The sequence below is a fragment of the Streptomyces sp. NBC_01451 genome, from assembly GCF_036227485.1.
In the GTDB taxonomy this organism is placed as follows: Bacteria; Actinomycetota; Actinomycetes; order Streptomycetales; family Streptomycetaceae; genus Streptomyces.
In genome coordinates this window covers 6657546-6671583 of record NZ_CP109479.1, presented here as the reverse complement: position 1 = coordinate 6671583, position 14038 = coordinate 6657546, and the positions used below count along the sequence as shown (strand labels likewise).

The window sequence follows — 14038 nt, the reverse complement described above, 5'->3', positions numbered from 1 at the left end:
TAGTTTCTCGGCGTGGGGCATGTCAGGGAAACGGACGGGCAGTTGGGCGGGGCCTCTTTGGGGGTGCCGTTTCGGTGGTTGTGGGGTGCCTACGCTGGCAGTCTGGCCGGGACCTGGCTCGCGTTCGACTCGTTTCCGCTGATCGCCGTTCTCGTGCTGCATGTGGGGCCCGCCCAGGTGTCGTTGCTGGCGGCGGCCGGGCTGGCCGTCGGGGCGGTGGTGGCCGTGCCGCTGGGGCCCTGGGTGGAGTTCCGGCGCAAACGGCCGGTGATGATCGCGATGGATCTCGTCCGGTGCGGGGCGCTGCTCAGCATCCCCGCCGCCTACGCGCTCGGCGCGCTCTCCTTCGGGCAGCTCGTGGTGGTGGCGATCGTGGTCGCCGCCGCCGACATCACGTTCACCGCCGCCAGTGGGGCGTATCTGAAGGGGCTGCTGCCGCCGTCCCAACTCCTGGTCGCCAACGGTCGGTTCGAGTCGACGATGTGGACGGCCAGCGTGCTCGGGCCGCCGCTGGGCGGGGCCGCCATCGCGCTGTTCGGGCCGGTGACCACCGTCATCGCGAACGCGGTGAGCTTTCTGCTGTCGGCGGCCGGCATCCGGGCGATCGGAGGGCAGCCGGAGGCTCGTCCCGAAGGGGACCGGCGGGCACGGGTGCGCGCCGGTGACCTGGTCGGCGGGTGGCGGTTCATCCTGGCCGATCCGGTGCTGCGGCCCCTGTTCCTCAACACCGTGCTGGTCAGCGGGCTGATCATGGCGACGGCTCCGCTGGTCGCCGTCCTCATGCTCGGCCGCTTCGGCTTCGCGCCCTGGCAGTACGCCCTCGCCTTCGCCGTGCCCTGTGTCGGCGGCCTCATCGGTTCGCGCCTGTCCCGGCCGCTCGTGGCGCGGTACGGGCAGCGCGGGATCATGCTCACCTTCGGGACGCTGCGGGTGTGCTGGCCGGTCGGGATGGTGTTCGTGCACGGCGGCTGGACAGGGCTCGTCCTCGTGATGGTCGTGCAGTTCGGGCTGATCACCAGCATGGGTGTGTTCAACCCGGTGTACGCCACCTACCGGCTCCGGCACACCCCGGCGGACCGGGTCGCCCGCACCCTCTCCGCCTGGTCGGTGTCCAGCAAGCTGACCGTCGCCGCGCTGACCGCGCTGTGGGGGCTGCTGGCGGCGCTCACCACGCCCTTGACGGCCGTCGGCGCCGCCGGAGTCCTGATCCTCGCGACTCCGCTGCTGCTGCCCCGTACCTAGGCCGTACCGAGCCCCGAACCCGGCCCTCCGCGCCCGGGAGCGCGCACAGGGATAACCCTCGACCTCTTATTTTTTGCTGACATGCACTCCTCAATGCTGCCACTCTTCCGGCAGTCACCCCCCACGTCTCATGCACATCACGCACTGCTCAGCTCATCCCGGGCCGCACACCCCCGTTCGCCCGGTTCTGTTTCCGGCCGTGGAAGGCGCGGCCGTCGCAGGAGGAGTCACGAGTGAGACGCAAGTCGAGCAACACCCCCCACAGATCCGGCCGCACCAACAAGGCCACCGCGGCCGGCGCCCTGCTCGCCACCGCCACTCTCCTGGCCGTCGGGGTCCAGACGGTCCCCGCCGCCGCCAAGCCCGCGCCCCCGGCCCCCAGCCCGCTGCGCGCCGGCGCCCTTCAGACGAAGCTCACCCCGGCCCAGCGCACGGCGCTGATCAGGACCGCGACGCAGCGAACGACGCAGACCGCCGGCACCCTGGGTCTCGGCGCCAAGGAGAAGCTGGTCGTCAAGGACGTCAGCAAGGACGCCGACGGCACCCTCCACACCCGCTACGAGCGCACCTACGCCGGTCTGCCGGTCCTCGGCGGTGACCTCGTCGTGCACACCCCGCCCGCCTCCAAGGCCTCGGGCACGGTGAGCAGCACGTTCAACACGCGGCGGGCCATCTCGGTCGCGTCCACGACCCCCACGTTCGCCAAGTCGGCCGCCGAGACGAAGGCGCTCGGCGCGGCCAAGGCGCTGGACGCCGAGAAGGCCACCACCGACAGCGCCCGCAAGGTGATCTGGGCCGGCAGCGGCACGCCGAAGCTGGCCTGGGAGACGGTGATCGGCGGTCTCCAGGACGACGGCACGCCGAGCCAGCTGCACGTCATCACGGACGCGCTGACCGGCGCGAAGCTGTACCAGTTCCAGGCGATCAAGACCGGTACCGGCAACAGCCAGTACAGCGGCACGGTCACCATCGGGACCACGCTGTCCGGCTCGACGTACCAGCTCAACGACACGACACGCGGCACCCACAAGACGTACAGCCTCAACAACGGCACGTCGGGCACCGGCACCCTGATGACGGACGCCGACGACACGTGGGGCACCGGGTCCGGGTCCAACACGCAGACCGCCGGCGTCGACGCGCACTACGGCGCCCAGACGACGTGGGACTTCTACAAGAACACGTTCGGGCGCAGCGGCATCAAGAACGACGGTGTGGCCGCCTACTCGCGCGTGCACTACAGCACGGCGTACGTGAACGCGTTCTGGGACGACTCCTGCTTCTGCATGACCTACGGCGACGGCACGAGCAGCACGCACGCGCTCACCTCGCTGGACGTGGCCGGGCACGAGATGACGCACGGCGTCACGTCCAACACCGCGGGCCTCAACTACTCCGGTGAGTCCGGCGGGTTGAACGAGGCGACCTCCGACATCTTCGGCACCGGTGTGGAGTTCTACGCGGCCAACTCCACCGACGTCGGTGACTACCTCATCGGCGAGAAGATCGACATCAACGGCGACGGTACGCCGCTGCGTTACATGGACCAGCCGAGCAAGGACGGCGGTTCGGTGGACAGTTGGTACTCGGGCGTGGGCAACCTGGACGTCCACTACTCGTCCGGCCCGGCGAACCACATGTTCTACCTGCTCTCCGAGGGCAGCGGCAGCAAGACCATCAACGGCGTCACCTACAACAGCCCGACCTCCGACGGTGTCGCCGTCGCGGGCATCGGCCGGGCCGCCGCGCTGCAGATCTGGTACAAGGCGCTGACGACGTACATGACGTCCAGCACCACCTACGCCCAGGCCCGCACCGCCGCGCTGAACGCCGCCGCGGCGCTCTACGGCAGCAGCTCCACCCAGTACGCCGGGGTCGGCAACGCCTTCGCCGGTATCAACGTCGGCAGCCACATCACCGTGCCGACCACGGGTGTCTCGGTCACCAACCCGGGCAGCCAGTCGTCCACGGTCGGCACGGCGGTGAGCCTGGCGATCACGGCCAGCAGCACCAACAGCGGCTCGCTGACCTACTCGGCGACCGGTCTGCCGACCGGCCTGTCGATCAGCAGCTCGACGGGCACGATCTCCGGCACCCCGACCGCCGCGGGCACCTACAGCACCGTGGTCACGGTGACCGACAGCACGGGTGCCACCGGTACGGCGTCCTTCACCTGGACGGTCAGCGCGACCGGCGGCGGCTCCTGCACCTCGGCACAACTGCTGGGCAACCAGGGCTTCGAGTCCGGCAACACCACCTGGACGGCGTCGAGCGGTGTCATCACCAACTCCAGCAGCCAGGCGGCCCGCACCGGCTCCTACAAGGCCTGGCTCGACGGCTACGGCTCGACCCACACCGACACGCTCTCCCAGTCGGTGACGATCCCGAGCGGCTGCACGGGCACGACGTTCACGTTCTACCTGCACATCGACACGGCTGAGACCACCACCAGCACGCAGTACGACAAGCTGACGGTGACGGCCGGTTCGACCACTCTGGCCACCTACTCCAACCTCAACGCGGCCAGCGGCTACGTCGCCAAGTCGCTGAGCCTGTCCGCCTACGCGGGCACGACGGTCTCGCTCAAGTTCACGGGCGTCGAGGACTCGTCCCTCCAGACGAGCTTCGTGATCGACGACACGGCGGTCACGACCAGCTGAGCCACCCCCCACGGGTACGACAGCGGCACCCGGCGCTCTCCACAGCGCCGGGTGCCGCTCGCCGCTGCCGTGCCTGATCGTCCTGCCCAGGCACCCCCACGCCGGGCCACGTCTACCGGGCGAGCTTCACGCTCGTTCCCTGACCCACCGAACCCGGCCATGCCCCCCCGGGGGGGCGTTCAGGCCCCCGGGTTGCCCTTCATGTCCCGCTGCATTTCGAGCAGTTGCTCATTCGGGACCGCGCCGCCGAACCGCCGGTCGCGGGAGGCGAATTCGACGCAGGCGCGCCACAGGTCGCGCCGGTCGAAGTCGGGCCAGAGCACGTCCTGGAACACCATCTCGGCATAACTCGACTGCCAGATCAGGTAGTTGGAGGTGCGCTGTTCACCACTGGGGCGAAGGAAAAGGTCGACGTCCGGCATGTCCGGGTAGTAGAGGTACTTCTGGATGGTCTTCTCGGAGACCTTGTCGGGGTCGAGCTTTCCGGCGGCGACATCGCGCGCCATCGCCTTCGCCGCGTCGGCGAGTTCGGCCCGGCCGCCGTAATTGACGCAGAAGTAGAGCGTCATGGCGTCGTTGTTCCTGGTCTGCTCCTGGGCGACCTGGAGTTCCTGTACGACGGACTTCCACATCTTGGGCATACGCCCGACCCAGCGAATCCGGATACCGAGTTCGTTCATCTCGTCGCGTCGGCGCCGGATGACGTCACGGTTGAAGTTCATGAGGAAGCGGACCTCTTCCGGCGACCGCTTCCAGTTCTCGGTGGAGAAGGCGTACAGGGAGAGATTCTTGACGCCGAGTTCCAGGCATCCCTTGAGGACGTCGAGGACGACGCCCTCGCCGACCTTGTGCCCTTCCGTGCGCGGGAGCCCGCGCTCCTTGGCCCACCGCCCGTTGCCGTCCATGACACAGGCCACATGGTTCGGTACGAGCTCGCCGGGGAGCTTCGGCGCGGTGGCGCCGGAGGGGTGCGGTTCCGGCGTCCTGTACTCGCGGCGGCGGCTCCCCAGGATTCCGCGTACGGCCATGCGCTTCTCGTCTCCTTGTTGCTGCTGTACCGGTTCTCGTGGTGCTGCTTCTACTTCTCTTACTTCTCTACGTAGCGCAGGGAGCGCAGTCCGCGCTCCAGGTGCCAGTGCAGGTAGGCGGACACCAGTCCGCTCCCCTCCCTGACGTGACGCGGCTCACACGCGTCCGCGGTCGCCCAGTCGCCCGTCAGCAGCGCGCCGAGCAGTTCGAGGGCCTGAGGAGAGGGTACGACGCTGCCGGACACCCGGCAGTCGACGCAGACGGAGCCCCCGGCGGCCACCGAGAAGAACCGGTTCGGGCCGGCCATCCCGCATCGCGCGCAGTCGCTGAAGGTGGGCGCGTAGCCGTTGACGGCAAGGGAGCGCAGGAGGAACGCGTCGAGGATGAGATGGGGTTCGTGCTCGGCGCGGGCGAGGGTGCGCAGCGCGCCGACCAGCAACAGATACTGCTGCACGGCGGGCTCGCCCTCGTGGTCGGTGAACCGTTCCGCCGTCTCCAGCATGGCCGTCCCGGCGGTGTACCGGGCGTAGTCGGTGACGATCCCGCCACCGTACGGAGCGATGGTCTCGCTCTGCGTGCAGAGCGGCAGCCCGCGCCCGACCAGGTCGCTCCCCCGCGAGAAGAACTGCACGTCGACGTGGGAGAACGGTTCGAGTCGGGCCCCGAACTTGGACTTGGTCCGCCGCACCCCCCGCGCCACGGCCCGTACCCGCCCGTGACCGCGCGTGAGCAGCGTGATGATCCGGTCGGCCTCACCCAGCTTCTGGGTACGCAGCACGACACCGTCGTCACGGAACAGGCTCATGGGGCCATTGTCGCGTACGGAACGGGGTGACCGGCCTCACCGCCGGGGACCCTCAAGGCACCTCGCCCCGGCTGCGGGCGTTCGCGTACGCCGTGGCCGCGCTGAGGCGCTCCGCCGGGGTGGCGGGCCGGAGGGCGTCCGGGGCCGCGTCCCACTCCCTGCCGCCGCCGTACGACCTGAGCTGGACGTAGGGCCCCTCGTGCCCCATGACGATGCCGACCTTCCCGGTGCGGCCGTCCATGACGTACGCACCGACCTCCGGCCGCCCCGGCTTTCCCGGCCTTCCCGACTTCGCCGGCCTCACGTCGTTCATCGCAGCGCCGCCGCGATCCGGGCCGCCGTCTCGACGTTGCAGCGCCCCAATTCGATGAGCGGACAGGGCGCTTCCCGGGCCACACTCGCCGCGTCCAATCGGAGCGACGGCAGAGTAATCCCGGCGCTTTTCAACGCCATCCGCAATTCCTTCACAATTTCCTCCGCTTCTTCGACACAGGCCGTCGAGTGTGCCGCCTGCCGTGCCGTCTTTCGTGCCGCCACCGTGCTCCCCTGATCAATCGAGTTTCACTCTTCGCACTTCTACAATGACGTGCTGTGCCTACACTCGGAAGGCTCTGGGCGCAGCAACGGCGGTGCAGTCGAAGGGGGTTCGGCTCGGTTATGGCCAATGGTTCACAGCGGCAGGCGGCTTGGGAGTTCTTCGGAACGGAGTTGAAGCGGCGGCGGGAGGAAGCCGGCTTAACCCAAGTGGATTTGGGGGCGCTGGTCTTCGTCTCCGGGGGCTACATCGGGCAGTTCGAACAGGCTATTCGGAAGCCGCAGTTGGATGTGGCGGTAAGGATCGACGACGTCCTACAAACCGCTGGTTTTTTCGAGCGGACTTGGCGCAAGCTCATCGACGACAAGCGGTACGCGGATTACTTCGCGGCGGTTGTGGAGCTTGAACGGACGGCGACGAAGATCTGCCAGTTCGCGCCGACCGTGATCCCGGGCCTGCTCCAGACGGCCGCCTACGCCCGGGCGGTCACGCTCGCGGCCAACCCGTTCGTCACGGACGACTACGTGGACGAAAAGGTGGGCGCTCGGCTGGAGCGGTCGCGCATCCTCAAGGACGCTACAAGGCCCGAGTATTGGGCGATCCTGCACGAGAACACCCTCCGCACACCGGTCGGCGGGCCGACAGCCATGACCGAGCAACTGGAGCACATCGCGGCCCTCGCCCGCGAGCGGAAAGCCTGGGTGACCGTGGTCCCGTACTCGGCGGGAGCCTTCGCCTCCATGGGCGGGATGGTGCAGCTCATGGAGTTCGATGACGCGCCACCGACCCTCTATACAGAGACCTCGTTTTCGGGTCATCTGCTTGACGATCCGGCAGTGGTGAAGCGGGCACAGCGCGCATACGATCTGCTAAGGGGCGCCGCACTCTCCCCGGAGGCGTCCCTCGCCCTGATCGAATCGGCCGCTGAGGACTACAGACGATGCGCGAGTACGACCTGACCAACGCCCGCTGGCGCAAGAGCAGTTACAGCAACGGCGAGGGCGGCGAATGCGTAGAGGTCGCGTACGACTTCATCGGCGCCGCCCGCTGGCGTAAGAGCACATACAGCAACGGCGAAGGCGGGAGCTGCGTCGAAGTAGCCGACGGAGTCCCCGGCGTCGTGCCCGTCCGCGACAGCAAGGTCTCGGACGGGCCCGTGCTGTTTGTCGGGGCGGGCACCTGGGTGGAGTTCGTCAGGGCCGTGGGCTGACCGAGCCGCTCCCGCCCGGGCGCGGCTCCCCTACACCGCCTTCGCGATGCTGAACTCGGGGTCGAACTGCTGCTTGAACGCCTCCACTTCCTCCGTGTGGATCTGTGCGTCCGCCGGGTCCCAGTAGCGGACCACATCGGGGCGCTGCGGCGCCTTTCCGATGGCCAGCGCGACCACGAAGTGCCCGACGATGGCGACGGCGGCGGGGAAGTACTCCTTGAGCTGGTCGGGGCTCCACTCCGGCGAGTACCAGCGGCCGGTCCTGCGCAGCAGCGGGACCCCGTTCGCCTTGTTGATCGACTCCACCAGCTCGTAGGTCTGCGCGGTGTCCTGACCCTTGATCATGTCGTCGAGAGCGGAGAACTGGGCGGTCGAGCTCCAGTCCATCCCCGCCACCGCGCCCAGACAGTACGCCCAGCACTCCATCGAGCCCGGCGCCTGCCTGCGTGCGGTGTGCGATAACGACTGTTTGCCATAGAACGTGTACGGGTTTTCCTGCCACTGAACAGACATGTTCGCCTCCCTCGCGCCGGCCGTGTCGGTCCCCCGACCCCGTCCGTCGAAGGAAGGGCAGGCGCGCTGCGGGGAACGTACTGCGGCCGGGAGGGCACGGCCACGGGTAGCGGCGCCTCCGGAAAAGTGATGCCTGTGAGGCGTCGACTGCCGTTCCACGCAGGGTGTTTCGCGAGATGCGGGACATCAGGCACCGACAAAAGAACCCGTCCGGGACAGCAAGGTCTCGGACGGGCCCGTACTGCTTGTCGGTGGGGTCAGGGAGTGAGCTGCCAGCTCTGGATGTACCCGACGTCGATCGACGCCCGGTCCTGCACGCGCAGCTTCCACGTGCCGTTGACGGGCTGGGCCGAGGCGTTGATCGTGAAGGTCTGGTCGACGTTGTCGGCCGAGCCGCCGCTCCGGTTGAGGAGCGAGTAGACGGTGCCGTTGGGGCCGACCAGGTCGACGGTCAGGTCACCGCGGTAGGTGTGGACGATGTTGACGTACACCGAGGTGGTGGCCGACGCGTTGCCGTCGCGGCCCCCGATGGTGATGGGGGACTCCACGGCGGCACCGTTGTCGGGAATGTCGACGCGGGTACTGCTGGCGTAGATGTTCGCGATCCGCCAGGTGAAGGTGTCCGTGACCGACGCGCCCGTGCCGTCGGTGACCGTGATGGCGACGTCACTGGAGCCGACGGTGGTCGGCGTCCCGGAGATCAGACCGCTCGCGCTGAGGGTCAGACCGTCGGGCAGGCCGGTGGCCGCATAGGTCAGGCCCGCACCGGAGTTGGTGGTGTACGCGTCCACCTGGAGGCTGACCGCCTGGCCGACGCCGCTGGTCTGGTCGGCGACCGGGGCGACGTTGACGCCGAGGGCTATCCGGCCGCCGACGTTGATGGCGGCCCAGGCGTCGGCGACGGCGAGGTAGGTGGGGCTGTAGGCGCCGAACAGGTCACCGGCCGCCTGGAGGGTGGCGGTGCGGGCGCCCGCGTAGTTGGTCGACGACGTCATGTACGTCGTCAGCGCGCGGTACCAGACGGCGGCGGCGTTCTCGATGCCGATGCCGGTGACGGCCTGGCCGTCGTAGGTCGGGCTGTCGTAGGCGACGCCGTTGACGGTCTTGGCGCCGCTGCCCTCGGAGAGCAGGTAGAAGAAGTGGTTCGCGGGGCCCGAGGAGTAGTGGACGTCGACACTGCCCAGGGTGGAACTCCAACTGTCGCGGGAGGAACCGTCCTTGGAGGGCTTGTCCATGTAACGCAGCGGGGTGCCGTTGCCGTTGATGTCGATCTTCTCGCCGACGAGGTAGTCACCGGGGTCGGCGGCGAGGTTCGAGTGGAACTCGACGGCCGCGGCGAAGATGTCGGAGGTCGCCTCGTTGAGACCGCCGGACTCGCCCGAGTAGGTCAGGTTGGCGGTGGCGGCGGTGACGCCGTGGCTCATCTCGTGGGCGGCCACGTCGAGGGAGGTCAGCGGGTGCGTGTTGCCCGAGCCGTCGCCGTAGGTCATGCAGAAGCAGCTGTCCTGCCAGAAGGCGTTGACATAGCTGCTGCCGTAGTGCGCCCGGCTGTAGGCGGCGACACCGTCGTTGCGGATGCCGTTGCGGCCGTACACGTCCTTGTAGTAGTCCCAGGTGGCGGCGGCGCCGAAGGCCACGTCAACACCGGCGGTCTGGCGGTTGGACGGCAGACCGTTGCCCCAGACATCGTTGTCGTCCGTGAAGAGGGTGCCGGTGCCTGAGGTGCCCTGGTTCAGGTCGTACGTCTTGTGCCCGGCGCGGGCGCCGTCGGTGAGCTGGTACGTCGATCCCGAGAGGGTGCTGCCGAGGGGAACCGTGCCGACGTACTGGCCGGTGCCTTCGCCGGTGTGCACCTTCTCGGCGGCGAGGATCTGCTTGCCCGTGCCCGCGTCGGTGACCACCTGCAGCTCGCTGGGCGTGCCGTCCGGCTGGACGCCCTCGACCACCGTCTCCCAGGCCAGGACGGGCTTGGTGGCGCCGGCCCAGACGACGAGGCGGGGCGCGCGCTCGGTCTCGGTGCCGGTGACGTCTGCACCCTTCGCCGCCGCGAGCGCCTTGCCGCCGGCGTTGGCCGCGGACAGCTTCGGGGTGAGGGACGGCAGCGTGAGGGTCGCTCCGCTCGCCTTGGAAACGGTCGTACGGTTGCTCTTGAGGTGGACGACCAGGTCGCCGCCGAGGACGGGCAGTCCCGCGTAGGTGCGTTCGTAGCGGGTGTGGGTGGTGCCGTCGGCGTCCTGGACGACGTCCTTGACGACGAGCTTCTCCTGCGCACCGAGGGCGAGTTGACGGGCCGTGGTGGCGGACGCGGTCTGCGCGCTCTTGATCAGTGAGGCGCGGCGGGCCGCCGACAGGGGGGTCGCGGCGGCTCCTGCGCGGGGCACGGCGGTGATCTTGGCCGGGCCCGGGTCGGCCGGGGCAGCGGTCGCGGTGCCTGCGGGAGCTCCCAGGGCGAGCAGGGTCCCGATGGTCGTCAGTGCGAGGGTGGTGGCGCTTCTGCGCCGGAGGGTGGAGCGGTGTCGCCGGGGCAACGGGTTCTCCTTCTGTGCGACGGCCGGCCCGTGGTGGGGACCGACGTGGGGGCGGACCGACGGGATGCGGCCGGTCCGGGGCGCTGCACGGCAGGCGGGTGAAAGAGGTGGGGGGTGAGTGGGGGATGCCCCGCGTGATGCGGGTGTGAAGGAATGGTGAACTTCGGCAGCAGCGTGGCACTGCGTGCCTCGTTTTGTCATGAGAATGCCAAGACAACGGCTTGAAATGACCATGCCCAGCTGGGGATCCGCCCTTCCGGGCACACTTTTCAGCCGCGGGAGCGGTCCTCCTCCCGGAAGGGCGAAGGCGGGCGCCCTTCCGGAGCTTCCACAAACGGAGATCGCGCGGCTAGGCTCCCCCGGCGCGCGCATGGGGCGCGAACGCGTGGGGTGGGGGACATCCGAGGTGGGGGACATGACCAACGACATCGACGTACCCAGATCCGCCGAGCCAACTGGAACAGGCGGAGGGGTTGGAGGGGTTGGAGGGGCTGGAGCGAGTGGACCGGGTGCACCGGCGGGAGCGGGTGGACCGGCCCGGCCCGAGAAGGGCATGAGCGAGGGCGCGCAGGTCGTATCGGCTCTGGTAGTGGTCGCCTGCCTCGCGGTGGGCTTCTGGGTGATGGCGAAGTACGAGCCCGACCCCAAGGACAGCCCACCGGCCTCGTGCTCCCGCTCGGACGACGACGTACCACTGTCGAAGCCCGTCTCCGGTGTGCAGCTGTGCGAGGCGCTGAACCGCCCTGACCTGCCGGTGCTCCTCGGCACGCCCAACGACCGCGCACTGGGCGCCTACAGCAACGAAGCCACGTCCAGCGACAAGCAGGACGTCATGCCGACCGACCCCGAGGCCACCGTCCAACTGGAGGGCTACTCGGTGAAGTTGACGGAGGCCGAGGACATCAAGCTCTCCGACCTGACCGACTCCGAATACCTGACGTTCAAGTCAGGAGAGCGGAGAACGGTCCTGGGCCACCCGGCGTTCCTCTACTCGGGCCAGACCATCGGCATCGTCTTCAAGGACGGAAAGGGCTCCAGCGGCTCCGGCGGCATCTCCCGCAACCTCCTGGTCGCCAAGGACCCCAAGGACGGCGGCGGTTTGTACGAGATCTCCATCTGGCGCCAGGACGACCTGCCCCCCGACGGCACGGCACTGCGCCGGCTCGCCGAGCAGGTGCTGCCGACGGTGCCGGGGTGGCCGGCGGGCTGAGTTCAGGTGGTGGGGCCTGGGCCTGTCAGCAAGGCCCGCGCCACCTTGCGGAACGCGGCGAGCAGGCGGCTGCGGTCGTCCGCCCGGGTGGCGAGGACGACATGGCTCGGGTCGATGCCGTGCACCGGGATCGTGGTGAGGTCGGGGCGGAGCCGTTCCATGCCCAGACCTCCCGGAACGATGGCCACCGCCTGTCCGGCGGCGATGAGTTCGAACTTGTCCTCCATCGCCCTGACAAGCGGACCCTCCGGTGCGCGGCTGCCGTCCGGACGCGGATCGATACGCCAGAAGGAGTTCCAGGCCGCGTCCTCCCGCACCCGGGGCAAGGTCTCGTCTGCGATGTCGTCGAGGGTGACCGACTCCTTGCCGACGAGACGGTGATCGAGCGGGACGACCAGGACCCGGGCTTCCTCGTAGAGGACGGTCACCTCCAACTCCTGTGTGGCGAGCGGAAGTCGGGCGAACACGGCATCGACCCGGTGGTCGAGCAGCGCGGTGCGGGGTTCGTCCCAGTTCAGGTGCAGGGCTCGTACGTCGGCTTCCGGATGCCGGCGCCGCAGCTCCCGTACGGCCGGGGTGACGATCAGGTTCGACGTGTAGCCGACGATCAGACGGCTGGGCTCGGCGGCGGCGCGGGTCCGGGAGGCGGCCCGGGTGGCCGTACGGAGCAGCGCCCTGGCATGCGGCAGGAAGACCTCACCGGCCTCGGTGAGACGGCTGCCCTGCGGGGTGCGGTCCAGCAGACGCGCACCCAACTCCTTCTCCAGACGCCGGATTTGACGGCTCAGGGACGGCTGGGCAATGCGGAGCACCTCGGCGGCACGACCGAAGTGCAGGTGCTCGGCGACCACGGTGAAGTAGCGCACGAGGCGCAGATCGAGATCGGGGCCCCCTGCATCACCCGGGTCGCCCAGGCCACCCGGGTCATTCAGGTCACCCGTCGGCCGTGCGGATGGCAGATCGGTCATGTGGCCAGCGTATCGGGACAGTTGGGCACGCGGCTTCCGCAAACCGACTCCGAGCTGCCGTGATGCCTGATCCGTATTGCCTGTTCCGAAACGGGTCTTGGACGCGCGACGGGCTCCGCCCGCACGCTGAAAGCACACCGGCCGCCATCAACAGGCCGACATCCAAGGGGATTTCATCATGCGTGTGTTCGTCACCGGGGCGAGCGGATTCGTCGGGTCCGCCGTCGTACGGGAGTTGCTCGGCGCGGGTCACGAGGTGGTCGGGATGGCCCGCTCCGACGGGTCCGCCGCCTCACTGAAGGAGGCCGGTGCCGAGGTCCACCGGGGTGACCTGGACGACCTCGACAGTCTGCGGGCGGGGGCCGCGGCCTCGGAGGGCGTGATCCACACCGCGTACGTCCATGACTTCCGCGACTTCGCGGAGGCCGCGCGGACCGACCTGCGGGCGGTCGAGACGTTGGGCGAGGCGCTGGTGGACTCCGGGCGGCCTCTCCTCATCTGCTCGGGCACCGCCTTCTCGCCGGGGGTGGTGGCGACGGAGGACAACCCGGGCGACCCCGCGAGGTCCGGTATGTTCCGGCTCGCCTCCGAGGCGGCGGTCATGCGGTTCGCGGAGCGCGGGGTGCGGGCGTCGGCCGTACGGCTGCCGCCCTCCGTACACGGCGCGGGGGACCACGGTTTCGTGCCGCGGCTCGTCGACATCGCCCGCGCCAAGGGCGTCTCCGCCTACCCGGGCGACGGCACCAACCGCTGGGCCGCCGCCCACCGCCTCGACGTCGCCCGGCTGTTCCGGCTGGCCCTGGAGTCGGCCCCGGCGGGGACCCGGCTGCACGGGGTCGCCGAGGAGAGCGTCCCGGTGCGCGAGATCGCCGAGGCCATCGGGCGGGGGCTGGGAGTGCCGGTGAAGTCGATACCGGACGAGGACGTGCACGGCCACTTCGGCTGGCTGGGCGGCTTCTTCGCCCTGGACATCCCGGCGTCGAGCACGGCGACCCGCGAGCGCCTGGGGTGGCACCCCGTGGAGGACGGACTGCTGACAGACCTGACGGCGGACCACTACTTCGGCTCCGCCGAACAGCACCTCTCCAGCCCGTCCGGCGCCTGAGGACAAGGCCCGTTCGGGGTCGAGACTCCGGCGCCGACCCACAACGGTATGCACGCCTTCCGGCCCGGCCGTTCAGCCACTCGACTGTTCGGCCAGGACGTCGGCGTGCGAGCCCGGTTCACCCACCACGGCGCGCGTGCCCCCGTGACCGCTGGCCGTTGGCCGTTGGGCGTTGGGCGTTGGCCGCTGGCCGCTGGCCGCTGGCCGCTGGCCGCTGGCCGCTGGGCTGACAG

13 protein-coding genes are annotated in these 14038 nt (G+C 69.4%); 6 read left to right on the top strand and 7 right to left on the bottom strand.

Annotated elements, in window-relative coordinates; translation table 11 throughout:
* Nucleotides 1-12: 12 nt before the first annotated feature.
* Together OG595_RS29305 and OG595_RS29300 are read left to right on the top strand one after the other, a co-directional pair.
* Nucleotides 13-1242 carry an MFS transporter gene (locus tag OG595_RS29305; RefSeq protein ID WP_329277135.1) on the top strand — a complete coding sequence of 410 codons (1230 nt, stop codon included), beginning with the start codon at nucleotides 13-15 and terminating at the stop codon, nucleotides 1240-1242.
* Between the two features lie 233 nt (nucleotides 1243-1475).
* Nucleotides 1476-3902: a M4 family metallopeptidase gene (locus OG595_RS29300; RefSeq protein ID WP_329277133.1), complete on the top strand. Its 2427-nt coding sequence runs from the start codon at nucleotides 1476-1478 to the stop codon at nucleotides 3900-3902.
* 179 nt (nucleotides 3903-4081) lie between these two features.
* Here the strand turns inward: OG595_RS29300 and OG595_RS29295 are convergent, their stop codons facing one another.
* The 4 genes from OG595_RS29295 to OG595_RS29280 form a co-directional block, all read right to left on the bottom strand.
* Complete coding sequence (locus OG595_RS29295; RefSeq protein ID WP_329277131.1) at nucleotides 4082-4930, bottom strand: isoprenyl transferase; 849 nt, start codon at nucleotides 4928-4930, stop codon at nucleotides 4082-4084.
* A gap of 59 nt (nucleotides 4931-4989) precedes the next feature.
* Nucleotides 4990-5736, bottom strand: a complete 747-nt coding sequence (gene recO / locus OG595_RS29290) for a DNA repair protein RecO (RefSeq protein ID WP_329277129.1) — start codon at nucleotides 5734-5736, stop codon at nucleotides 4990-4992.
* A 52-nt stretch (nucleotides 5737-5788) separates the two neighbouring features.
* Nucleotides 5789-5977: a hypothetical protein gene (locus tag OG595_RS29285; protein WP_443073368.1), complete on the bottom strand. Its 189-nt coding sequence runs from the start codon at nucleotides 5975-5977 to the stop codon at nucleotides 5789-5791.
* 68 nt (nucleotides 5978-6045) lie between these two features.
* Nucleotides 6046-6273, bottom strand: coding sequence for a hypothetical protein (locus tag OG595_RS29280; RefSeq protein WP_329277125.1), 228 nt, complete (start codon nucleotides 6271-6273; stop codon nucleotides 6046-6048).
* 120 nt (nucleotides 6274-6393) lie between these two features.
* Between OG595_RS29280 and OG595_RS29275 the strand changes: the two genes are divergently transcribed.
* Nucleotides 6394-7230: a helix-turn-helix domain-containing protein gene (locus OG595_RS29275; RefSeq protein ID WP_329277123.1), complete on the top strand. Its 837-nt coding sequence runs from the start codon at nucleotides 6394-6396 to the stop codon at nucleotides 7228-7230.
* Complete coding sequence (locus tag OG595_RS29270; protein WP_329277121.1) at nucleotides 7212-7481, top strand: DUF397 domain-containing protein; 270 nt, start codon at nucleotides 7212-7214, stop codon at nucleotides 7479-7481. Before OG595_RS29275 ends, OG595_RS29270 begins: the two co-directional genes overlap by 19 nt.
* A 30-nt stretch (nucleotides 7482-7511) precedes the next feature.
* Here the strand turns inward: OG595_RS29270 and OG595_RS29265 are convergent, their stop codons facing one another.
* Both OG595_RS29265 and OG595_RS29260 read right to left on the bottom strand, forming a co-directional pair.
* Nucleotides 7512-7868, bottom strand: a complete 357-nt coding sequence (locus tag OG595_RS29265) for a hypothetical protein (protein ID WP_329277119.1) — start codon at nucleotides 7866-7868, stop codon at nucleotides 7512-7514.
* Between the two features lie 383 nt (nucleotides 7869-8251).
* On the bottom strand, nucleotides 8252-10522 hold the full coding sequence (locus OG595_RS29260) for a M4 family metallopeptidase (protein ID WP_329277118.1): 2271 nt from the start codon (nucleotides 10520-10522) through the stop codon (nucleotides 8252-8254).
* Between the two features lie 553 nt (nucleotides 10523-11075).
* Here OG595_RS29260 and OG595_RS29255 point away from each other — a divergent pair.
* Entirely contained in the window at nucleotides 11076-11732 is a 657-nt protein-coding gene (locus tag OG595_RS29255) for a DUF6215 domain-containing protein (protein WP_329277116.1), read from the top strand.
* A gap of 2 nt (nucleotides 11733-11734) precedes the next feature.
* On the opposite strand, the gene OG595_RS29250 is transcribed toward OG595_RS29255, so the two are convergent.
* Nucleotides 11735-12700, bottom strand: coding sequence for a LysR family transcriptional regulator (locus OG595_RS29250; RefSeq protein ID WP_329277114.1), 966 nt, complete (start codon nucleotides 12698-12700; stop codon nucleotides 11735-11737).
* Between the two features lie 178 nt (nucleotides 12701-12878).
* Here OG595_RS29250 and OG595_RS29245 point away from each other — a divergent pair, with 178 nt between their 5' ends.
* Nucleotides 12879-13805 (top strand): SDR family oxidoreductase, encoded by a 927-nt coding sequence (locus OG595_RS29245; RefSeq protein WP_329277112.1) that lies wholly within the window; start codon nucleotides 12879-12881, stop codon nucleotides 13803-13805.
* Nucleotides 13806-14038 lie beyond the last annotated feature (233 nt).

Excerpts from the sequence above, each read along its gene's own strand:
- OG595_RS29295 (WP_329277131.1), bottom strand. The coding sequence starts at position 4,930 with ATGGCCGTACGCGGAATCCTGGGGAGCCGCCGCCGCGAGTACAGGACG.
- recO (WP_329277129.1), bottom strand. The coding sequence starts at position 5,736 with ATGAGCCTGTTCCGTGACGACGGTGTCGTGCTGCGTACCCAGAAGCTG.
- OG595_RS29285 (WP_443073368.1), bottom strand. The coding sequence starts at position 5,977 with ATGGACGGCCGCACCGGGAAGGTCGGCATCGTCATGGGGCACGAGGGG.
- OG595_RS29275 (WP_329277123.1), top strand. The coding sequence starts at position 6,394 with ATGGCCAATGGTTCACAGCGGCAGGCGGCTTGGGAGTTCTTCGGAACG.
- OG595_RS29270 (WP_329277121.1), top strand. The coding sequence starts at position 7,212 with ATGCGCGAGTACGACCTGACCAACGCCCGCTGGCGCAAGAGCAGTTAC.
- OG595_RS29265 (WP_329277119.1), bottom strand. The coding sequence starts at position 7,868 with ATGGACTGGAGCTCGACCGCCCAGTTCTCCGCTCTCGACGACATGATC.
- OG595_RS29255 (WP_329277116.1), top strand. The coding sequence starts at position 11,076 with ATGAGCGAGGGCGCGCAGGTCGTATCGGCTCTGGTAGTGGTCGCCTGC.
- OG595_RS29250 (WP_329277114.1), bottom strand. The coding sequence starts at position 12,700 with ATGACCGATCTGCCATCCGCACGGCCGACGGGTGACCTGAATGACCCG.
- OG595_RS29245 (WP_329277112.1), top strand. The coding sequence starts at position 12,879 with ATGCGTGTGTTCGTCACCGGGGCGAGCGGATTCGTCGGGTCCGCCGTC.